Here is a 21,759-nt window from a genome sequence, read left to right on the forward strand (position 1 = left end):
GCGTGGCATGAGGTACTCCTTTCCAACATACTGAGCCTAGTAAACGCAAAAGCCGTTACCTCCCCATGGACGTAACGGCTTTTCGTTTGCTAGGGCTTGGTGGCTGAGCCTAAAGATGGCTACGCGCTGCTCCTCATGCCGTATCAGAGTGGCCTAGCGAATGAACTGCTCGTGTAGCTTCAATACTTGCGGGATAAGCAAGTGCGCATCGTCATTGTGGATGATATGATCCGCACGCTGCATCTTCTCCTCCTCGCTCATCTGTTTGCCGATGATGTTCTGAATGTCATCGGGGGTTCGATGCGGGTCGCGGGTTAAGATGCGCGCTTGCCGGACCGCTATGGGCGCGAATACCGTGATGATTTGATCTAGCTGCCGGTAAGCACCTGACTCATACAGGAGCGCCGCTTCTTTCAGAATATACGGGTGGCCTTCAGTTTGGCGGGCCGTAAGCCACTGGGCAAAGTCGCGACCTACAGCGGGGTGCACCAACGCGTTGAGGCGGGCCAACTGCACGGGGTCAGCGAAAGCAACGCGCGCTAAGTAGGTGCGGTTGAGCTGGCCTAGCGTATCAAACGTCTCAGGGCCAAAAGCCGCTCGTAGCTCGTCGCGCAGCTGCTCATCCTTTGCCATCACCCATTTAGCGCGCGTATCAGAGTCATACACTGGCGCCCCGAGCGTGGCAAACAGCCGGCACACCACACTTTTACCCGAGCCTATTCCGCCCGTAATTCCGATTTTCAGCATCGATGGAATGATGTAAGGAGACTGTATCTAGGCCAGTAGCACGGATAAATGCTAGATGTACTAGCTCATTTTTTCACCGTTACCCGTACTCCGGGCGTAAGAACCTGGCCGCCGCGCGCTGCAGTGGGGCGCTGCGACAGAAAAGGCCGGAGGCTGGAGTCGGAGTTGATGAACTGCCCGTAGTGCAGCTGCACATGCACCTCTTTGCGGCTGAGCCTAGCCGTATCCTCCGGGAAACACTGCAGTTGCACCTGTACCGTGCCAGGGCTAAGCTGATACAGGTGGCCCTGGGGGGCATCCATTAGTTCAGGTACTACTTGCAGCGGCACCGTCACTAAGGGGCGGTGCAACAGCCGCACGCGCACATCCTGCACGTCTGGCTCCACTAGCTCGGGCCCCCCAATGGGCACCCGAATATCACCGGTGGTGCTGCCGGCTGGGGCCTGGGGCAGATGCACTGGGTAAGGATCCGGCAGGCTGTTTACCTTGTTGGCCGGCCCCCGGAAGCGAATGGACGACGGACTGAAACTGGCCGCGTACGGCAAAGCCGAACCATCGGAAGCCGGACTCAAGGCTAATGGTAGCCGCCGGCTCACCAACCGGTCGAACTCTATCCACAGCGTATCGGTGAGCAAGTAGTTGAACTGCAGCCCTTCCATAGCAAGCTGCAGGGCCGGGCGCAGGTTGCGTGCCGTTACGTAGCGGGTGCTGGGCAATGCCTCCAGCGTTAACTCCGCCGGCTTTACCTCTAGTGGCAGGCTGCGCCGCAGCAATTTCCAGCCGCGGCCAGTTACATTCACAGCTACCTCAGTGGGCAGAGGCTGTACCGGCACGAACTGCGCCTCATTGTACCGCCACGCTACCGGATAAGTAATTTTAGTGGTGTAGGTCTTATTCAGGGCCCTAAGTACCCAAAAGGTGCTAGCCGCCAAAAAACAGGCCAGCACCGCCCGCCAATAGCTCCATTCCTGCCCCACAAATGGGCTCAGAAACCAGCGAAGCATACGGAACGGGCGGGCAGGCGGCATTTACTGAATAAGGTTACGTGGTAGCGGTGGGCGCAGTAGTGGCAGGTGCTTTACCGGCTGCTTCGCGGGCAATTGCCGTGCGGTCAAACTTCAGCCGCACCCCCTTGTCTACTTCCACAATCACGGTTTCTTCGTTTACTTCCAGCACTTTGCCGTGTAGGCCACCAATGGTTACTACGTTGCTTCCCTTCACAATGGACGCGCGAAATTTCTTGGCATCCGACGCGCGCTTTTGCTGTGGCCGAATCATAAAGAAGTACACCACTACGGCAATGGCAATGGGGAACAACAACGAGGTGAGGCTCTCACCAGAGGCGCCTGCTTGCAGAAGAAGAGTTGAAAACATGCTGTAAAGTAAAAAGAAGCGGGTAGCTACCGCTTATAAAACGAAAACAAAAACGCCTGCCGTCCCGGGTGGCCTAGAGGTTCTGCAGTTAGCTGGGCACCGTTACAGCACCAGCTGCTCTACCGCAGAGCTTCTACGCTACCCGAAACGGCAGGCGTACTTCTAGGCCACTACTGGCGTACGGGGCCGGCAGCGCCGTCGGAGAGGACGTTAGCCTTGATAACTACTTTGGTGATGTTGGGCTGGGTGTTAGCCTGAATAGCTACCTCCTTGTTCTGAATGCCCATTTTGCCGTGGCTGTCAAACTGCACGTCGATGGTGCCTTTGGCGCCGGGAGCAATAGGCTCCTTGGTCCAGTTAGGCGTGGTGCAACCGCACGAAGCCGTAGCATTCTCAATCAGCAGCGGCGATTTGCCAGTGTTGGTGAACTCAAAGGTGTGCTTCACCACCGAGCCGGGCTGAATATCGCCGAAGTCGTGCTCCGCCACAGCGAAGGTCATCACGGGGGCATTCGGGTTGGGGGCGGCGGTTTCGTTGGTCACGTTGGGGTTGTCAACCACGGGGTTGGCAGCCGCTTCGTTGGCGGCGGCGTTCATGCCGGTAGCGCCTACTTCACCAGCTTTCTCGTTGTTGCAGGCTCCCAGCAGCAGAGCGCTGGAAAACAGGAAAGCAGAAAACAGATTGCGTTTCATATGTTGAAAGGAAAGGCAGTTAGTCGCCTTCAGAAGAATAAAGATACTAATCAGTTACGAGTTGTGAGGTGCCGGTTGCCAGCTAGAACGAACTGACAACTCGTAGCTCACTACTTGTCCAGGTTATCGATGATGGCCTGCGCAAACTCGGTGGTAGAGGCTTTGCCGCCCAGGTCGCCGGTGCACTTGTCTTTGTCTTGCAGGGTCAGCTCCAGGGCTTTTTCCAGGCGGTCGGCCTGCTTGTGCTCACCCAAGTGGTGAAGCATCATCAGCGCCGAGCGCAGCAGGGCCGTGGGGTTAGCTTTGCCCTGACCAGCAATATCGGGGGCCGAGCCGTGCACGGCCTCGAAAATGGCCATGTCATCGCCAATGTTGGCGCCCGACACCACGCCTAGGCCACCTACCAGGCCGGCGCACAGGTCCGAGAGGATGTCACCGAACAGGTTGGTGGTTACTACCACATCAAACTGCTCGGGCTTGTTTACCAGCTGCATGCACATGTTGTCGATGATCTTATCCTCGAACACGATGTGGGGAAACTCGTTGGAAGCCTCTTTGCAGGCGTTGATCATGATGGTGCCCGCCATCTTCAGGATGTTGGCCTTGTGAGCCAGCGTTACCTTCTTGCGGCCGTGCTTGGAAGCGTAGGCGAAAGCCGCGCGGCAGATTTTGCGGGCACCTTCCACCGTGATACGGGCAATAGAGTCAGAAATACCGAGGCGCTCGTCAAACACCTCCAGGCCTGAGTACAGGCCTTCGGTGTTCTCGCGGAACAGTACCAGGTCGATGCCCGTGTAGCGGCTCTGGATGCCTTCAGTAGTTTTGGCCGGACGTACGTTCTGGTAGAGGTCGTACTTCTGGCGCAGGGTGATGTTGATGGAACGGAAACCCTTTCCCACGGGCGTTGTGATGGGGCCTTTCAGCGCCACCCGGGTTTTCTCTAGCGAGTCCAGCAGCGTCTGTGGAATCAGCTCGCCCGACTGATCAAACGTAGTCTGACCGGCGTTCTGCTCTTCCCACTGCACTGGCACCTGCGCCGCCGCGAAAATGTCGGTTACTGCTTTCGTGATTTCGGGGCCAATGCCGTCGCCGGGGATAAGGGTGATGAGGTGCATTCTATCTGATTTACTGATTGTTTGATGTTGTTGGCTCTAGGCCACTGGCCTAGCAGCCTGCCCCTACGTGGGGTAAGCCTATTTGCCGCCGCAAAGGTACCAAAGCCCAGGTGTGCGTAAAATGAAAATGTGCTGACGTGCCCATGATTTAGTTTCATTGGCACATCAGCACATTCCGTGACTCACCGCATGATTAGACCGTCTTGCGGGAGTTAATCTGGTTGATGAGTTGGTCTACGTCGCCGAGAAGTTGTTCTGCTTTGCTTTTCGCGTCCTGAATTACGCGCTGGCCTTCGCTCTTTGCCGAGCTGGGGCCCGCGTCGGTGCGGCTGGTTACCAAGTTCTCGGTAAGCTCAGCCAGCTGCTCGCGATACTTTTCCAGCTTGTAGCTGAGCCAGCTGCGCGTTTCGCGGCCTTTCTCAGGCGCATACAGAAGTCCGATGACGGCCCCGGTGAGGGCTCCGCCGGCGAAGCACAGAATACCGGTAGTGGTTTTGCTACCCATAATACAAGTGTGTGGCGTGGTGGGAGGTGGAGAATACCCTATATAGACGACGTTACCCCGGTGCGGGTTGTCGGCACTACTGATTGTCCAGGAGTCCGCGGCCCGATTTGCGAATGGCGCCGCTGGCGGTCAGATCCTGGGCCAATTTATCCAGAATACCGTTCACAAACTGCTTACTCTTGGGCGTGCTATAGATTTTGCTGATCTCGATATACTCGTTGATGGTCACTTTCACGGGAATAGCCCGGAAAAGGTGCATCTCACAAAGCGCCATTTTCAGCAGAATCTTATCCGTAAGCGCCACGCGCTCCACGTCCCAGTTCTGCACCGATTCTGAAATCAGCTGCTCGTACTTGGCATCGTCGGCCAGCGTCTGCTTGTACAGGGACTCAGCAAACTCTTTATCATCCTGCCAGTTAGCCGACAGCGACATCAGCACCAAGTTTTCATCAGCCGCCTCGTCGAGCATCTTAATGGTTTTCACCACCAAGTTCTTCACGATGGGTCGGTTCTCCTCCCAGTTCAGGTCGTCCTCCTCAATGTAGGCGGGCAGGCTTTCGCCCTTGAACACAAAGGTTTTGTAGATGTGCTTTAGGATCTCCTGGTCCTCGGCGTAGTTGCCGGCCGGGGCCGCGAGGTAGCTCAGCAGTTCGGGATCCTGCTTCATCTCGTTGCGCCAAGCACTCCGCAGAGCATCCAGCTCTTCCTCGCCGTGCCACTTCAGGGAGCGACGGATAGTAAGGTCCTGTAGCTGAATGTTGTTAATGAGCTTCTCGATTACCTGGTTTTCCTGCAGGCGCGTAGCGTCCAGCAGAGGCTCCTTGGCCGCCGTGAAGCGGCGTGAGTCGCGTACTTTCTCCTCTTCAATTACCTGCAGCAGCGCTTCCGGAATGTTGAGCAGGTGAATGTACTGGTCGTGGATGCTCTCCGCCGCCTGCACCATTTGCCCACCGTAGAAGGTGCCGTCTTTGGCCACGGCCTTGCGGTAGTAGCTGATGGCGTCCTTTACGGCGTCATTTACGTCCTTGTCGTCGGTGCTTTCGGGCTCCTGACCGTTCTTGTGCCACTCTTTAAAAATGACTTCGGCCATTTTGCGCTGCCCCTGCAACTGCTTGCGGTCCTGCGGCTCAGGCGAGTTTAAATCGGGCGCGAAGGTGTCCGCAATCTGGTCAGTGGCAAGTAAGAAATCCGACCCTACGGCCTGATGGTAGGCGTACAGGGCCTGCATGACCTTAATGCGGAGCGTGCGACGGTTGAGCATGTGTGGTGTTGGTACTTGTGGAGTCTCCGAAAAACAAAGAACGACGGGCAGAACAACGCTTCCCTCTGGTTAGTGCTGCAAAAGTAATCTTATTACTCCGGAGCGAGAGAATTCATTCTGCCCGTCGGGCTTTTCTTCGGGATATTAGTAGGTTGATTTCACCTTGCCGATGGCAGCAATGCGCTCCTCAGCCTGGCGCGTAGCGGCGGCCTGCGGGTGGCTTTGCTCCTGCTCGGCTTTGTTGAGCACCTGCGTGGTGATGTCGTAAATTTTCTCGGTCTGGGTGAGAGCAGTCTGGCGGCTGCCTCCAATTACTTCGGAGTACACATTGATCAGGCCACCGGCGTTGATCAGGAAGTCGGGGCCATATACAATGCCGCGCTCCACCAGCGCCGGGCCGTGGATGTTCTCGTCGGCCAGCTGGTTGTTGGCGCACCCGGCAATTACCTGGCACTTCAAGCGGCTGATGGTATCATCGTTGATGGTAGCCCCCAGCGCGCAAGGCGAATAGATGTCCACGTCTTGGTCGTATATTTCATCTAGGCCTACGGCCACGGCCCCAAAACGAGCCGCGGCTTCCAGAGCGCGGTCTTCGTAGTAGTCGGTCAGCACCAGCTTGGCGCCCTCCTTCTGCAGGTACTCCAGCAGGTAGGTACCCACGTGGCCTACGCCCTGCACGGCAATGCGCTTGCCCGCGAGGCTATCAGAACCGAAAGCTTTCTTAGCCGCAGCCTTCATACCCATGTAGGTACCGTAGGCCGTCACCGGCGACGGGTCGCCGCTGCCGCCCATGCTTTCGGGCAGGCCCGACACGTGCTTGGTTTCCATTCGGATGTACTCCATGTCCTTGGTGGTCATGTTTACATCTTCGGCGGTGATGTACTTGCCGTTGAGGTTCTGCACGAAGCGGCCAAACTTACGCAGCAGGGCCTCCGTCTTCATGGTTTTGGCGTCGCCGATGATGACGGCTTTACCACCACCCAGGTTCAGGCCCGAAATAGCGGCTTTGTACGTCATGCCGCGCGAGAGACGCAGTACGTCGTTCAGGGCTTCAGCGTCGGAGGCGTAGTGCCACATGCGCGTGCCGCCCAAGGCGGGGCCGAGTACGGTATTGTGAATGCCGATGATAGCGCGTAGGCCAGTCTCGTGGTCGTGGCAGTACACTACCTGCTCATGTTGGTGTTCGGCAATCTGCCCAAAGACCGACGTATCGGTTAGCACTTTCGTTTCAACCATGCGGAGTAGAAAAATAAGAAGTGGGTGGGGGTGGGTTGTTGTACCTTTGCGGAGGCAGTAACGGGATGTAGCGCTACGCGTATCGTAGTAACGGATGGCCTGGGTGGTACACCATTCGCTGGTCAGATGAAGTACGGAGCGAAGCGTTTCCGATTCCTTTTCGCACTGCTCCCCGCAATTCGGGTGCAAAAGTAACCTGTTTTTCCGACTTAAGCCACCGGGGTGCTGTCTTTTGCCAGCGCCGCCCCATTGTTTAGAGGTTTGGGAGCGAGAGGGTTAGACCAGGCTTAAGCCACTTCGCTAGGCCAGTCTGGAGGTTAAGCCAAAACCGCTAGGCCTGTTTCTAACTTTCTATATCCCAACCGCTAAACTCACAACCAGCCTTCCTGTGCGCGCTCTATCCGCTGTCAATAAATATATTCTGCGCTATAAATGGCACTTCCTAGGTGGAGTGCTGTTCGTGGCGCTCAGCACGCTGCTGGCCATCTTCCCGGCTCAGATTGTGCGCTATGCCTTCGACCTGGTAGGTGAAGGCATTGACCTGTACTATCTCTACGAAGGCACCCAGGCCCAGAGCGGGGTGTATGAGCTGTTTGGACGCAACGTGCTGCTCTACGGCATCCTCATCCTGACGATGGCGCTGCTGCGGGGCATCTTCTTGTTTTTCATGCGTCAGACGCTCATCGTAATGTCGAGGCTGATTGAGAACGACCAGAAGAACGAAATCTACCAGCACTACCAGTCGCTGCCCCTCTCCTTCTACCGGCGCCACAGCACCGGCGACCTGATGTCGCGCATTTCCGAGGATGTAGGCCGGGTGCGTATGTATGTGGGGCCGGCGCTCATGTACTTCATGCAGCTCGTCATCCTGTTCGTGCTCATCGTGCCCCTGATGTTCATGGTGAACGTGAAGCTCACGATTTACACCCTGCTGCCGCTGCCTATCCTGAGCGTGAGCATCTTCTACGTGAATAACCTTATCGAGCGTAAGTCCGACGAGATTCAACGCTCCCTGGCCAGCATGACCACTTTCGTGCAGGAAGCTTTTTCGGGCATTCGGGTGCTGAAATCGTTCGTGCGCGAGGAGGACTCCCACCGCCAGTTCTCAGTGGCTTCCGATAACTACAAGGACAAGTCCCTGAGCTTGAACTTCGTCAACTCGCTGTTCTTCCCGCTGATTCTGTTCTTGGTAGGCCTCAGCACCATCGTTACCGTCTGGATTGGTGGCCAGGAGGTTATTCGGGGTACCATTACTACTGGCAGCATCGCGGAGTTCCTGATTTACGTGAACCTGCTCACCTGGCCCGTAACAGCCCTGGGCTGGACCAGCAGCCTCGTGCAGCGCGCCCAGGCGTCGCAGGCTCGCATCAACGAGTTCCTGGACCAGAAGACCGACATCGTTTCGCGCCAGAACCTAGAGCTGGATATCAAAGGCGACATCGTCTTCGACCACGTCAGCTTCACGTATCCCGATACCGGCATTCAGGCCCTGCGCGACGTATCGTTCCGCATTCACCCCGGCGAAACGCTGGCCGTTATTGGTAACACGGGTGCCGGTAAGAGCACGGTGGCCGCGCTGCTTAGCCGCCTCTATGATGTAAGCAGTGGCAGCATCAAGGTAGATGGCGTAGATGTGCGCGACCTGTCGCTCAGCTCCCTGCGCGAGCAAATTGGGTACGTGCCGCAAGATGTGTTCCTGTTCTCTGACTCAATTCGCAACAACATCAACTTCGGCTTAGAGAACCCCACCGAGGAACGGATGCTACAGGCTGCCAAAGACGCCAACGTGTACGAGAACATTATCCGCTTCCCAGAGGGATTTGATACGAAGTTGGGCGAGCGAGGCATTACACTATCGGGTGGTCAGAAGCAGCGCGTAAGCATTGCCCGCGCCCTCGTGAAGGAGCCTAAGATCTTGATCTTAGACGACGCTCTCTCCGCCGTCGATACCAACACGGAGAATGCTATCTTAAGTGCCTTGCAGCGCATTATGCATAACCGCACCAGCCTGATCATCTCCCACCGGGTGTCTTCAGTAAAGCTAGCCGACCAAATCCTGGTATTGGATGACGGTGTGATTGTGCAGCACGGCACGCACGAGGCCCTGATGCAAGACACGGACGGCCTGTACCGGGCCCTGTACGAGCGCCAACTCCAGAGTGAGGAAGTGTAGGCCTAGGCCTCTTCTCCTCATTAGTGTCTCCAGAGAACTTCAACCCAACAAAGAGCCCCGCGCATTCTAGGATGCGCGGGGCTTTTTGCTAAACCTAAGGATGCTTAATACTGGCTATTGGCCTAGCGATACGCGTTTGATGCCGCGCCGCTCACCGGAAGAGCAATGCACAATGTAAGTCCCGGCGGGCAGGTTGCTCACATCCAGCACCACAGCGTCGGAGCCCGACATGATGTCGCGGGTAATAACCGGGCGACCATCTGTGCCATTCAGCTCTACCCGAGTTGGGCCAGAAGCATTGGTGCGCACCGTCAGGCGCTTAGTCAGGGGGTTGGTTTCGGCTCGCACCTTCAGAGCGTCGGTGTTAGGAGCCGCCGTTTCCATCTTATCCGTGATAAGCGCAGGTGGAGCTGAGGCCGTAGCTACCTCTGCAGAAGCAACTGCAGTAGCTGGCACGGCAGGCGCTACCGCTGGTTTAGGAGTTGTAGCGGGCTTAACAGCAGGCTTGGCAGCTACCGTAGTTGGTTTGGCTGGAGCAGGCTTGGCAGTTTTTGTTTGAGCCTGGGCGGTGCTGATGCACAGGAGCATAGCTAGTAGGCTTCCCAGAAAAGTAAAAAATTTCATACGCGTTCTTTACAAGTTTATTGAACGATACGGGAGATGTAAAGGTAACTGTTTCTGCGCTTTACTTTGTATTATCCGTATCATGAGGTGTCTGAACGCGGGCAAAACGCATTCCAGTTTTCATTATTGCGCCTTTTATCTAGAAGAATTATTTTCCACACCGATCTGCAGCTACAACTCTCGTCAAATGAGTTCAATACAAAAGCTACGGCTTATGTAGAGCTACCCAGCAGAGAGCTAAACCACAAAAAAACCGGCAAACGCTTGCGCAAAAGGCATTGCCCCCTTACATTTGTGGCACAATTCATCGGGGTGTAGCGTAGCCTGGTATCGCGCCAGCATGGGGTGCTGGAGGTCGTAGGTTCGAATCCTGCCACTCCGACCGAAGAATTTCTTGTCGAAAAGCCTCTGGGAACCCCACCCGGAGGCTTTTTTCGGCAAGGCCCTATACGAAAGTACCCGTTGTGCTTAGTCAGCACTTCTATTCGGGGTGTAGCGCAGCCCGGTAGCGCGCGTCGTTCGGGACGACGAGGCCGTAGGTTCGAATCCTGCCACCCCGACACAGGTACTCTCTTTCTAAAAGAGCCCGCTGAACAGAAGTTCAGCGGGCTCTTTTAGAAAGAGAGTACCTAGTCAAAACAAAAGCAGAGTGGCCTACGCATACCTAGAACTTTCTAGGTATGCGTAGGCCACTCTGCTTTTGGTGGAGTAGCTCAAAAAGGCAAAAACTAGTAGTCGTACTTTCTGTTTTTGCGCTTCCCTTTGCCGTCACGGGTCAGGAGCAAGATGGCACCGGTAGTTACCAAGGCGATGGTTGCCATCTTGGTCACAAAGGCTGTGCGGTTGTGTTTCCACTCTACAGCGTATCCTTTTTCCGCAAAAATGTTCGGAACCTTACCATGTGTCAGGTCTTCCAGTACTCCTTCCACCACGTTTACACGGTCGGCCAGTAGGAGTGGCAACCAGTGGCCGTAGTGCGACTCGCTATACTTAAAGGCAAAGCGCCGTATAATGCCACTTAGGCCAGTTGGTGGCGCAGCCTCTCCGAACACTGCCGAAACCGTGGGCCGCTCAATTGACTTAAGCACCTCAATATCGACGGGCTGTAGTGAAGCCGGACGGTGTTTGCTATCTGGGTCCTGAGAAACGTTCAGCCGCTCCCGCATGGGGTAGGTTGGGTCATTCTCAGGGTTTGCATCTATGCCCCAGCCTGGGAGCTTCTGCGGGTCTTTCACAGTATTTTCCATGGATGGTCAGCGTTAGATTTTGTTAGGGAAAACGATAAGAGGCTTGATGCAGTTGTCGAGCTTAGCCGAGAACATTCGGTAACCGTCAGCTACTTCTTGCAGCGGTATGCGATGCGTAATCAGTTCTTTTGGCTTGATTACCCCGTTCTGCACATGCTCAATCAACCGTGGCAACAGACGCTTCACTGAAGCTTGGTTTGCCCGGATGGTCAGGCCCTTGTTGAGCACGTTTCCAATTGGCACCAAGTTATCGGTGGGGCCATAGACCCCCACAATAGATACTACCCCGCCTTTCTTAACTGAGTTAATAGCCCAGTGCAACGCCGTAGTAGACCCAGCTTGGAGCAACAGTTTACGGCCCGTAATAGTCTGCATGGCGTTACCTGCAGCCTCAGCCCCTACGGCATCAATTACGCAGTCGGCGCCCATGAAGTCGGTGGTTTTCTTAACGAACACCACTGGGTCATCCATGTCTTTCTCGAAGTTGTAGGCCTCACAGTTGGCGTAGTTGCGCGCAAACTCCAAGCGGTAGTCTTCTTTATCGATGATGATAACACGACCCGCGCCAAACAGCCAAGAGCAACGGGCGGCCATGATACCAACCGGACCAGCTCCAAATACCACTACCGTGTCGCCGGGTTGGATGCCGGCCATTTCGGCAGCCTGATACCCTGTCGGAACTACGTCGGTGAGCAGTACAGCATCATCGGGGTCCATACCCTCAGGAATCACGGTGGGGCCTACGTTGGCGTAGGGTACGCGGGCGTATTCTGCTTGGCCACCATTGTAGCCACCAGCCGTGTGGGAGTATCCGAAAATACCTCCTACGGCGCTAGCTTGGGTATTTGACTCGTGACAGTTGCCGAATAAGCCTTGTTTACAAAAATGGCATTCGCCACAAGCTATGTTAAACGGTACCAGCACATGGTCGCCAACCTTGACTTTGGTCACCTCTGGTCCTACTTCTTCTACAATTCCGCAGAACTCGTGGCCAAACGTTGAGCCAACTCGGGTATCGGGCACGTTACCGTTGTATAGGTGAAGATCGGAGCCGCAAATACATGAGCGAGTAACCCGCACAATAGCATCCTGCGGATGCTTTATTTCGGGCATAGGCTTCTGGGTGGCACGGACCCGCTTAGGGCCCCGGTAATCCATTGCTAGCATAAGAATCCTTTTTAGGTTCAGGTGGGAGTTTTCATAGCTTACTCCTCCCAAGTACTCTGTAACTACAGGCAGACCCAACTGCGCAGTAGCTCGGAGAAGTAATGCTAAATCTGTACTTACACTAATGCCTAAGGTTACCGCAACAAGCTGAATCACGTACTTATACTTGGAATTAGTTGCATTTAATCCGTATAAACACGCAAACTTATTTTTCCCATTTTTGGTGTCAAGTGAGCTAGCAGTGAGCAGTAGAGTAAATAGCTTCTTCAACTGTTCTGTTTTGCTTTCTATGCCAGTCAGTTATAGATTAATTCATATATGTTAAAATAACAGATTACCATAGGCCGTTACAGCCCCATCCTACTTTTTAATTCACCTCAGTTATTACCGCTTTATGAAGAAGCTAGCATGTAGCTTATTACTATTAGGGCTTGCCTTCAGCGCTACAGCGCAGATTGGCGCCGGGAAAGTGCTACTTGGCGGTGGCGTGAGCTATTCCACCTCAAAGTCTGACAGACAACTCCCCTCGTCAAAAGAGGTGCTCACTTATCGTTATTCTCAAATTACTCCTGTTGTAGGCTACTTCGTGGCCGACAATATAGCGTTAGGCATTACTGGGGAGTATGGTCGTGACAAGCAATCTTCTTATGTAGAAGCTCAGTCTGTCAGGCGCAATGAGTCTCGCAATACGAGAACTTTTGCATCCATTGCCCCTTTTGTGCGCTACTACCATATGCTGGGAGAGAAGATTGGTATATATGGCCAGTTAGAGTGTGGCTACACCAAAGGCCGCAGTGAGTACCGCGCTACGTATGTGGTAGATCGCCCTTACAGCTCCAACTCCACTTCGGAAGGTGTGTATAGTGCTCTTACACCGGCGCTGGTCTATTTCCCAATTGAGAAGCTCGCTGTACAGCTTACCATGGGAAGCGTGCGATACTCCCGAACCACAGGCAGGTCCAAGGACGAAATGGGCACACAAGTAGACTCAGGGCGTTACTCCCAGTTGTCTACAAATTTCGGATTATCCTACGTGAATGTGGGACTTGCCTTGCACTTAGGTGGCAGCTAGGCTACTCCTCCCTGAAACACGACACCGGCTCCTCTTGTGTTAGAGGAGCCGGTGTCGTGTTTCAGGGAGGAGTAGCCTAGCTGGACTTTACTTAAGTACTGCTAGTACCTCTGGCTCGCCTTTTTCAGGGAAGCGCTCCAGGTACACATCCTGTAGGGTAATCTTGCGCTCCTTAGCGTAGTCCTTGATACCGCCATAGAGTTTATCGGGAGCTACCATGTAGCCGGCATCTACGTGGGCATGTAGTACGCGCTGCCCGGCGGAGAACACGCGGTACTTGTAGTCTTTCGGGAGCTTTTGGGTGGTATCGGCTACTACTAGGCCTACGAACACCTTGGCGGCGGTGCGCGTGTCTTCGGGGCTATTGTAGAATATGTTGCCGAAGTCGCCGCGTACTTGGCCTGTGCGGCGCAGTTCGTAGGCCCGACGGGTCAGGTCACCGAAGGCCTCGTCATCCGCTGGGCCTTCGTAATACTGGCCCGCTACGAAGTAGGGCTGAGCGAGGGTTTCCTGCGTAACAGTAGCGGCTTTAAAGCCTCCCATCTTCCAGTAGGCCACCGTAAAGCCGACACCAAGAATGAGGCTGAGCGCCAGAAAAATTTTATTCATGTGTTGTGAGGAAAGCAGGAAGTGCGGAATATGCTCTTCCGAGCCACAAAGAAACAGTACTGCGCTCTATATCTACGCGCTGCCGTGGCCTAGGCCACTCAACTAGCCCTCCAGCACTCCTTTATACTGCATCTGATACAGCTGCGAGTAGAACCCCTGGTGGCGCAGCAGCTCCTCATGCGTGCCAGCCTCCTTGATCTCGCCCTTATCAAGCACAATAATGCGGTCGGCTTTCTGGATGGTGCTCAGGCGGTGGGCAATAACCAGCGAGGTGCGGCCCTGCATGAGCTTCTCAATAGCTTCCTGAATCAACTCTTCCGTTTCAGAGTCAACCGACGAGGTGGCTTCATCGAGGATAATGATGCGCGGCTGGTACACCATGGCCCGCACGAAGCTGATGAGCTGGCGCTGGCCTACGGAAAGTGTGGCCCCGCGCTCCATTACCTCATACTGTAGGCCACCCGGCAGACGCTCAATGAAACGGCGGGCTCCTACCAAGTCAGCCGCTTCCCAGATCTGCTCATCGGTAATATCCTGCTTGCCCAGGGTGATGTTGTCGCGAATGGTGCCGGCGAATAGGAACACATCTTGTAGCACCACGCCAATGTGGCGGCGCAGGTCCTTGAGGTCGTACTCGCGTAAGTCGTGGCCATCTACGCTGATGGTGCCTTTGTTGATTTCGTAGAAGCGGCTTAGCAGGTTGATGATGCTGGTTTTGCCGGCGCCGGTGGCGCCCACAAAGGCAATGGTCTGGCCGGCCTGCACCTCGAAGTTTACATCGCGCAGTACCCATTCCTCGTCGTTATAGGCAAACCATACGTGGTCGAACTTCACGTCGCCGCGCAAGTCCGTGGGGATGTAGCTGCCATTGTCGGCAATCATTTCTTTGCTGTCGAGCAGCTTCAAGAGGCGCTCTGTGCTCACTAGGCCTAGCTGCAGCGTATTGAAGCGGTCAGCAATCTGGCGGATGGGTCGGAAGAACAGGGCATTGTACATGATGAAGGCGATGAGGGCGCCCTTCGAGATGGTACCCTCAATCTGGCCCTGCGCGGCGTACCACACCAACAGGCCTACGCCGGCGGCGGCCAGCACTTCGGCCACCGGGAAGTAAATGCTGTAGTAGAGCACCGAGCGAATGTTAGCGCGGGTATGCTCCTGGTTGATCTTCTCAAATTTGCGAAACTCCCGCTCCTCGTTATTGAAGATTTGCACCACGTTCATGCCGGTCAGGTGCTCCTGCACAAACGAATTCAGGTTGGCCACGGCCGTGCGCACTTCCTGAAACGACTTCTTCACCTTCTCTTTGAACACATAGGTGCTGAACAGCAATGGCGGAATCACGGCTAGGCTCACCAGCGTCAGGCGCCAGTCAATGTAGAACATGAAGGCCATGATGAACAGCAGCTGCAGAATGTCGCCAATCATAGCCGCTAGTCCTTCGCTGAACACGTCCGAGAGGGTTTCCACGTCGGAGATGTTACGGGTCACGAGCACCCCAATGGGCGTGCGGTCAAAGAACTTCAGACGCAGATCGAGGATGTGCTTGTAGAGGTCCACCCGAATGTCGCGCACGATGTACTGGCCTAGCCACCCCCCAAAGTAGGTTTGGAGGTAGCTCACAATGGCGTGGGCCACCAACAGTACCAGCAGCAGCACAAACATGCGGTTCAGCCCCGACCAGTCGCTTTGCTCAATCGTGACATCGACCATGCGCTGAATCAGGAAGGGGCGCAACGTGCCCAGCGCCGCCGTGGCAATGGTCAGGAAAATCAGGAAGTAAAAGATGCGCTGATACGGCCGCACGTACGTCATCAACCGGCGCAGTACCTGCCAGTCGAAGATATTGCCGCTTTTCGTGGCAGTAGTAGCTTGCTCCATTCGGGTGGGGAGGGGTAATTAGATAAGGACGTAACAGCCGACGACGCGGATTGTGAGAACCGGACAGTCGACGCCAGGGCAGTACTATTAGACTTTCGAGAAATACGGTAACCCCTTCGGTAGGTCTACACCGGCCACTAGCTCTGCTGGGTACTCTACGCGGCACAGAAACAAGCCGTTGGCCAAAGCGGCCCCGCTTGCATGTACGCGGTTAAGTGAGGTAAAGACTTGCCCAAATTCTTCCGGCGTCATCTTTCCCCGCCCCACGGTCAGCAGCGTGCCTACCACCAGGCGAACCATGCCGCGCACAAAGCGGTTGGCCCGAATCCGGAACACTAGGCCACCCGGTACCTCGTGCCAGCCGGCCTCTACGCACGTGCACATGTAGTGCTTCTCACTGCCTTTCACTTTTGAAAAGCTCGTGAAATCATGCGTACCCAGTAGCATGGCAGCCGCTTGGTTCATAGCAGCTACATCGGGGGCGCGGTCGAGGTAGAGAGAAAAGTTTGGGCTGAACGGGTCGGGCACTAGCCGCACATGGTACTCGTAGGTGCGGTGCTTGGCATCGTAGCGGGCGTGGGCTTGGTCGGGCACGGGGTGCACCGCCTGGGCCCGAATATCGCGCGGCAAGGCCCGGTTCAGGCGGTAGAGCAATGTCTCCAGGTCCAGCGTATCGGGCAGCTCCGCATCAAAGTGCGCTACCTGATGGCTGGCGTGTACTCCCGAATCAGTCCGGCCACTACCCAACGAGTATACGGGTTGCCGGAGCACCTGCGAGAGGCAGCGGTCCAGTTCCCGTTGCACCGTTACGGTATTGGGTTGGTGCTGCCAGCCGTGATACTGGGTGCCATCGTAGGCCAGGTGGAGAAAGTAACGCAAGTGAAAAAAGTTAGATAAGACAGCGGAACGCTCCATCAAGTGGCCTACACGACCAGCGCATAGAGTAATGAGTCGAGCGTTTTTCCTGCTTTGGTAATGCTACGCCGCATACGGGCCTCCAGTTCGTAGCCAGATTTTATCAGTACCCGCGCCGAGGCGGTATTGGTTTCAAACACTACGGCGTACAGGCGGCACACATCAAACCGTGCCAATACATATTCCGAAACCGCCTTGGTGGCCGCCGTAGCCAAGCCCTTCCCCCACTGCTCCTGAGCCAGCCAGTAACCGACTTCCGCCGAGCGCCTCCGAACATCTGTCTTGAAGTGCACCCCAATGCTTCCCACGGCTAGGCCATCAAGCTCAATGGCCAGATATAGGTCACGCTGGTTATCTGCTACCAACGCCAGAAAGAACTCGGCATCCTGGGTGGTATAGGGATGGGGAAATGTGTCGCGCAGGTTTTGCCAGATGGCGCGGTCATTAGCAAACCGAGCCAGCGCCGCCGCATCAGAGAACCGCCAGGGCCGTAGGCGGGCACCAGGTATTGGTAGTTCCAGCGTAGGCTTCAGCAATGGGCTCATCATGGCAAGCACTACATAAACCGCGCAGTTGAGTAGCCTAGCGTTATCTGGTACACCACCCAACTGCGCGGAAGTATTATATCTTCTCGTAAATCACGGCAGCTCCCTGGCCTACGCCTACGCACATGGTGGCTAGGCCATAGCGCACACCCTCACGGCGCTGCATTTCATGGAGCAGGGTAGCGGTGATGCGTGCACCACTGGCTCCCAGCGGGTGCCCAATGGCAATAGAGCCACCATTCACGTTTATTTTGCTAGGATCGAGGTTCAGGTCACGAATGCAAGCAATACTCTGAGCTGCGAAGGCCTCATTCAACTCGATCAGGTCCATGTCCTGCAGGGTTAGGCCGGCGCGCTGCAGCACCTTCTGGGTGGCTGGCACAGGGCCTAGGCCCATATACGCTGGATCAACACCCGCCACGGCCGACGCAACAACCCGCGCCATAGGCTTCAGATTATACTTCTTCAAGGCCTCCTCGCTCACCACGATAACAGCCGCAGCACCATCATTGATGCCCGCCGAGTTACCCGCCGTCACGGTACCATCCACTTGGAAAGCCGGTCGGATCGACGCCAGCTTCTCCATGCTCGACAAACGTGGGGGCTCGTCTTGGTCAAACAGTGCAGTGTCGCCCTTGGGCTGCGGCACAAAAACTGGCGCGATTTCCTTCCGGAACCTACCTTTCTCAAACGCCCGCTGGTATTTCTGCTGGGTGCTGAAAGCAAAGGCATCTTGCTCTTCGCGGGTGATGCCGTACTTAAGAGCCACGTTCTCGGCTGTTTCGCCCATAGCATAGGGGTGGTGCATCTTCGAGAGCTTGGGGTTCACGAAGCGCCAGCCCAACGTAGTGTCGTGGGCCATGAAGTCGCGGGCAAATGCCGTCGATGACTTGGCCATTACGAAGGGGGCTCGGGTCATGCTCTCGGCTCCACCAGCCAGATAGATGTCGCCTTCGCCCGCCTTAATAGCTCGCGAGGCATCCATGATGCTCTGCAAGCCCGAGGCACAGAGACGGTTTACCGTAACGCCAGGCACCGTAATGGGTAGCCCTGCCAACAGCGCGGCCATACGGGCTACGTTGCGGTTATCTTCGCCGGCTTGGTTGGCCGCTCCGATAATTACGTCTTCAATAGCTGCTTTATCCAGAGAGGGGTTACGGCGTAATAACTCACGCAGGACGTGCGCGGCTAAATCGTCGGGGCGCACGCTGCTTAGGGCGCCACCAAATTTGGCAATAGGGGTGCGGACAGCGTCCACGATGTATGCGGTTGGCATTGGCTTATAATGCAGTTATTCCGGTCGTTGTTGGCTACTTTTGCCAGCCCGCGCAGGCGGGGAGAATCGTAGTCTGAACTGTCAAAACACAAAGATGATACAAAGAATCCAAAGCGTATTTCTGCTGCTGCTCTCCTTGGCAATGTTGAGCGTATTGTTCCTGCCGATCTGGAGCAAAACCGATCCGGTAAGCGGTCAAACGCTGGTAATGACCGCCTTCCAACTGGCCTACGAAAACACTGATGCGGGTATGTCCGTCTCAATGAGCACTTGGCCGATAGCCGCGCTGGCCGCTGCCTCTACCCTGGTTGCTCTCTTCGAAATCTTTCAATTCCGCAACCGCTTCACGCAGCTCAAGCTGGGCATGGTCAACTTCCTGCTGATTGTGGCCACCATTGGCGCCGGCTTCTACTTCTCCAGTTTAGGCGAGCAAATGCTCAACGTGAAGATGCCCGGCACCTTTCAGGCCGGCTTCTACCTCCCTACCCTGGCCCTGCTCCTGAACCTGCTCGCCAACCGCTTCATCCGCCGCGACGAGCAACTGGTCCGCAGCATGGATCGGCTCCGTTAAGCAGACATATTTCCCGTTAAAAAGGCTCCCACCCAAGTGGGAGCCTTTTTTTATTAGTAATGGCCTAGCAGCGTCAGTTACTTATTCACTACTGGCCTAGAGGTCATGGTAAAGACCAGCTCACCCCCCTGCATAATGTCGCTGTGCTTCAGGAAGGGCCGCGTGAGAGGCTTGCCGTTCAGCGTCATCTGCTTCACGTATACATTTTTGTCGCTTTGGTTCTTGGTCTGGATGGTGAAGGTCTTGCCGTTCTCCAGCCGTAGCGTAGCGCTCTGCACCGCAGGGCTGCCAATGGCATAGTCTTCGGAGCCCGGCGCCACGGGGTAGAACCCCAGGGCACTAAAGATATACCAGGCGCTCATCTGCCCGCAGTCGTCGTTGCCGCCTAGGCCATCTGGGGTGGGGTGGTACATGCGCTTGAGAATCATGCGCACGCGCTCCTGTGTCTTCCAGGGCTGATCCGTCCAGTTGTAGAGGTAGGCCGCGTGGTGTGCTGGCTCATTGCCATGTACGTAGTTGCCAATGATACCGTCGCGAGTAATGTCCTCCGTCTCAGCAAAGAACTTGTCCGGCAGGTGCATGGTAAAGAGCGAATCCAGGTGCGGCACAAAGCGCTTGTTCCCTCCCATCAGTTGAATGAGCTTAGCAGGGTCCTGCGGTACATATAGACTGTAGTTCCAAGCATTGCCTTCAATGAAGCCCTGGTTGTTGGTGCTCAGCACATCAAACTCCTTCCGGAAACTGCCGTCACTCATTCGAGGCCGCATAAACCCAATACTGGCATCATACACGTTTTGCCAGTTGCTAGCCCGCTTACTGAACTCCTGATAGATGTCCTGCCGACCCAGCTTCTGCGCAGCCTGAGCAATGCACCAGTCATCATAGGCGTACTCCAGCGTCTTCGACACCGATGAGCCGCTCTTGTCTTCCGGCACATAGCCTAGCTTCGTGTATAGGCCTATGCCATCATACCACTGCTGTCGTGCCGTCGTCACACAGGCATCAAGGGCTTTGTTAGCATCAAAGGGAGCGTTGCCCTTCACAATGGCATCCGTGATAACCGGCACGCTGTGGTAGCCAATCATACACCAGTTTTCATTTGCGTAATGCGACCATACCGGCAGCATGTGCTCGGCACTCTGCTGAAAGTGCGCCAGCATCGACTGCGCCATGTCCGCATTTCGCTTCGGCTGCACAATGTTGAATAGTGGGTGCAGCGCCCGGTACGTGTCCCAGAGCGAAAACGTAGTGTAGTTCGTGAAGCCTTCTGCCTTGTGCGTATTCTGATCTAGGCCTCTGTACTGCCCGTCCACGTCCATATAAGTGGTTGGGCTGAGGAATGCATGATAGAGGGCCGTATAGAAGTTGTCCTTGTCTTCCCGCTTCGGAGCCTGCACTACCACTTTGCTTAACTCCTGCTGCCACTGCTGCTGCCCTTGCTGCTTGATCTGGTCAAAATTCCAGCCCGGCGCCTCCGTTCGTAAGTTCTGCAATGCTCCCTCCGTACTCACCGGCGACAGCGCAAACTTTAGCTTAATCTTCTCTCCCTCTGTGGTGTTGAAATCAAAATACATCCGCAGTTGCTCACCGCCCAGATCAGGAAAGTTTTTCGTCTGGTCAAACCGTCCCCAGAAACCGCGGTAGGCCTGCTTCTTATCATACTTCCGGCTGCCATACTGCCGGAAGGGCTTCGAGAACTGCAGAGCGAAGTAAACAGTGCGCGTACGAGCCCAACCATTCGTCTGCCTGTACCCAGTAACCAGCGAGTCATTTTCTACCCGCACGAACGTCCAGACGTTCTTATCCGGGTAGTTATAGATACCCGCCATCAGATCCAGAATGATATGCGCCTGATCTGACTTAGGAAACGTGTACTGATGAAAGCCAACTCGGTTTGTAGCCGTCAGCTCTGCCAAGATGTTATGGTCGTCCAGCTTCACCTTATAGTAAGCCGGTTCTGCTACTTCTGAATTATGGGAGAATACAGAGCGGTAACCACTCTGGGGTTTAGCAGTTGTACCTGGGTTGAGCTGCAAAGGCCCAGTGGTAGGCATGATGAGGAAGTCCCCTAGATCTGAGTGCCCGGTACCGCTAAAGTGGGTATGACTGAACCCTACAATCGTTTTATCCTCGTACTGATAACCCGCACAATACTTATACACATCAGGATTGTACTTACCATCCTGTTCATAGCTGAGTGTATCTGTATCAGGGCTTAGCTGCACTGCTCCAAAGGGCACGGTTGCTCCTGGGAAGGTGTGCCCCATCTTCTGCGTCCCTACAATTGGATGCGCATACTGAACAAGATTCTCCGCCCCTTTATTTTGCGCGTTTCCGCTTAAAGAGAGGACTGCTAGCAATACTGCAAATACTCTTTGCATAAACGTTTTATCAATCGTTAGAATGCTTCAGCGGGCAATGTACAAATGCTAGAGCTTATCAAATGATAAAGTGCTGACCAGTTAGTATTAAATGGCAACGCTGATTCTCATACAAGAAGACTTGAGTAGCATAGGCCCTACTGGATCATATGCTAGGCCACTTTTATCTTTACCACCCAAGCAGCTGGAGAAGTGTTAGCCTAACTACCAATGTTAGCCTAACTACCAAGTACTACAAACGCGAAGAGGCCTAGCACAGTGAGTGCCAGGCCTCTGCTTGGGTAGCGCCTTGCTCTATTCCTGTAAGCTCCGGAATAGGAAGGGCCGAAAACGCAACTGAGCCGCTCCTCCTCTCAGCGGCGCATCCCCCG

General features: G+C 55.1%; 20 protein-coding genes and 2 tRNA genes. 5 read left to right on the forward strand and 17 right to left on the reverse strand.

Features of this window, described 5'->3' with window-relative positions:
- Window positions 1-153: 153 nt before the first annotated feature.
- The 8 genes from coaE to EU557_RS21035 form a co-directional block, all read right to left on the reverse strand.
- On the reverse strand, window positions 154-747 hold the full coding sequence (gene coaE / locus EU557_RS21000) for a dephospho-CoA kinase (protein ID WP_135532437.1): 594 nt from the start codon (window positions 745-747) through the stop codon (window positions 154-156).
- Between the two features lie 65 nt (window positions 748-812).
- Window positions 813-1,751, reverse strand: a complete 939-nt coding sequence (locus EU557_RS21005) for a YbbR-like domain-containing protein (RefSeq protein WP_135532438.1) — start codon at window positions 1,749-1,751, stop codon at window positions 813-815.
- Window positions 1,752-1,788: 37 nt separating this feature from the next.
- The gene (gene yajC / locus EU557_RS21010) at window positions 1,789-2,121 is read right to left on the reverse strand and encodes a preprotein translocase subunit YajC (RefSeq protein ID WP_135532439.1); all 333 of its coding nucleotides are present in this window, start codon (window positions 2,119-2,121) and stop codon (window positions 1,789-1,791) included.
- A 170-nt stretch (window positions 2,122-2,291) separates the two neighbouring features.
- Window positions 2,292-2,813 (reverse strand): DUF1573 domain-containing protein, encoded by a 522-nt coding sequence (locus tag EU557_RS21015; protein WP_135532440.1) that lies wholly within the window; start codon window positions 2,811-2,813, stop codon window positions 2,292-2,294.
- 110 nt (window positions 2,814-2,923) lie between these two features.
- Entirely contained in the window at window positions 2,924-3,928 is a 1,005-nt protein-coding gene (locus EU557_RS21020; RefSeq protein WP_135532441.1) for an isocitrate/isopropylmalate dehydrogenase family protein, read from the reverse strand.
- A gap of 193 nt (window positions 3,929-4,121) precedes the next feature.
- Window positions 4,122-4,433, reverse strand: coding sequence for a YtxH domain-containing protein (locus tag EU557_RS21025; protein ID WP_135532442.1), 312 nt, complete (start codon window positions 4,431-4,433; stop codon window positions 4,122-4,124).
- A gap of 76 nt (window positions 4,434-4,509) precedes the next feature.
- Window positions 4,510-5,694: a transcription antitermination factor NusB gene (nusB, locus tag EU557_RS21030; protein ID WP_135532443.1), complete on the reverse strand. Its 1,185-nt coding sequence runs from the start codon at window positions 5,692-5,694 to the stop codon at window positions 4,510-4,512.
- A gap of 144 nt (window positions 5,695-5,838) precedes the next feature.
- Window positions 5,839-6,930 carry a Glu/Leu/Phe/Val dehydrogenase dimerization domain-containing protein gene (locus tag EU557_RS21035; protein WP_135532444.1) on the reverse strand — a complete coding sequence of 364 codons (1,092 nt, stop codon included), beginning with the start codon at window positions 6,928-6,930 and terminating at the stop codon, window positions 5,839-5,841.
- Between the two features lie 388 nt (window positions 6,931-7,318).
- On the opposite strand from EU557_RS21035, the gene EU557_RS21040 reads away from it, so the two are divergent.
- The gene (locus EU557_RS21040) at window positions 7,319-9,103 is read left to right on the forward strand and encodes an ABC transporter ATP-binding protein (RefSeq protein WP_135532445.1); all 1,785 of its coding nucleotides are present in this window, start codon (window positions 7,319-7,321) and stop codon (window positions 9,101-9,103) included.
- 114 nt (window positions 9,104-9,217) lie between these two features.
- On the opposite strand, the gene EU557_RS21045 is transcribed toward EU557_RS21040, so the two are convergent.
- Window positions 9,218-9,727 carry a T9SS type A sorting domain-containing protein gene (locus EU557_RS21045; protein ID WP_135532446.1) on the reverse strand — a complete coding sequence of 170 codons (510 nt, stop codon included), beginning with the start codon at window positions 9,725-9,727 and terminating at the stop codon, window positions 9,218-9,220.
- Between the two features lie 308 nt (window positions 9,728-10,035).
- On the opposite strand from EU557_RS21045, the gene EU557_RS21050 reads away from it, so the two are divergent.
- Window positions 10,036-10,109: transfer RNA gene (locus EU557_RS21050), tRNA-Pro, on the forward strand.
- Between the two features lie 104 nt (window positions 10,110-10,213).
- Window positions 10,214-10,287 (forward strand) — tRNA-Pro (locus EU557_RS21055).
- A gap of 168 nt (window positions 10,288-10,455) precedes the next feature.
- Here the strand turns inward: EU557_RS21055 and EU557_RS21060 are convergent.
- Window positions 10,456-10,974 carry a hypothetical protein gene (locus EU557_RS21060; RefSeq protein WP_135532447.1) on the reverse strand — a complete coding sequence of 173 codons (519 nt, stop codon included), beginning with the start codon at window positions 10,972-10,974 and terminating at the stop codon, window positions 10,456-10,458.
- Between the two features lie 12 nt (window positions 10,975-10,986).
- On the reverse strand, window positions 10,987-12,141 hold the full coding sequence (locus tag EU557_RS21065; protein WP_135532448.1) for a zinc-dependent alcohol dehydrogenase: 1,155 nt from the start codon (window positions 12,139-12,141) through the stop codon (window positions 10,987-10,989).
- A 394-nt stretch (window positions 12,142-12,535) separates the two neighbouring features.
- Between EU557_RS21065 and EU557_RS21070 the strand changes: the two genes are divergently transcribed.
- Window positions 12,536-13,213, forward strand: coding sequence for an outer membrane beta-barrel protein (locus EU557_RS21070; protein WP_135532449.1), 678 nt, complete (start codon window positions 12,536-12,538; stop codon window positions 13,211-13,213).
- 87 nt (window positions 13,214-13,300) lie between these two features.
- On the opposite strand, the gene EU557_RS21075 is transcribed toward EU557_RS21070, so the two are convergent.
- From EU557_RS21075 to EU557_RS21095, 5 genes are all read right to left on the reverse strand, one after another.
- Entirely contained in the window at window positions 13,301-13,822 is a 522-nt protein-coding gene (locus tag EU557_RS21075; RefSeq protein ID WP_135532450.1) for a hypothetical protein, read from the reverse strand.
- A 102-nt stretch (window positions 13,823-13,924) separates the two neighbouring features.
- Entirely contained in the window at window positions 13,925-15,700 is a 1,776-nt protein-coding gene (locus EU557_RS21080; RefSeq protein WP_135532451.1) for an ABC transporter ATP-binding protein, read from the reverse strand.
- Between the two features lie 87 nt (window positions 15,701-15,787).
- Window positions 15,788-16,579, reverse strand: a complete 792-nt coding sequence (truA, locus tag EU557_RS21085) for a tRNA pseudouridine(38-40) synthase TruA (protein ID WP_135532452.1) — start codon at window positions 16,577-16,579, stop codon at window positions 15,788-15,790.
- 44 nt (window positions 16,580-16,623) lie between these two features.
- A complete protein-coding gene (locus EU557_RS21090; RefSeq protein ID WP_210116100.1) occupies window positions 16,624-17,163 on the reverse strand; it encodes a GNAT family N-acetyltransferase in 540 nt (179 codons plus the stop codon).
- Window positions 17,164-17,236: 73 nt separating this feature from the next.
- Window positions 17,237-18,436, reverse strand: a complete 1,200-nt coding sequence (locus EU557_RS21095) for a thiolase family protein (RefSeq protein ID WP_135532453.1) — start codon at window positions 18,434-18,436, stop codon at window positions 17,237-17,239.
- 94 nt (window positions 18,437-18,530) lie between these two features.
- Here EU557_RS21095 and EU557_RS21100 point away from each other — a divergent pair, with 94 nt between their 5' ends.
- Window positions 18,531-19,007, forward strand: coding sequence for a DUF4293 domain-containing protein (locus EU557_RS21100; RefSeq protein ID WP_135532454.1), 477 nt, complete (start codon window positions 18,531-18,533; stop codon window positions 19,005-19,007).
- A 77-nt stretch (window positions 19,008-19,084) separates the two neighbouring features.
- On the opposite strand, the gene EU557_RS21105 is transcribed toward EU557_RS21100, so the two are convergent.
- Complete coding sequence (locus tag EU557_RS21105; RefSeq protein WP_135532455.1) at window positions 19,085-21,388, reverse strand: GH92 family glycosyl hydrolase; 2,304 nt, start codon at window positions 21,386-21,388, stop codon at window positions 19,085-19,087.
- Window positions 21,389-21,759: the final 371 nt, after the last annotated feature.

It is taken from the genome of Hymenobacter wooponensis, assembly GCF_004745865.1.
Taxonomy (GTDB): domain Bacteria; phylum Bacteroidota; class Bacteroidia; order Cytophagales; family Hymenobacteraceae; genus Hymenobacter; species Hymenobacter wooponensis.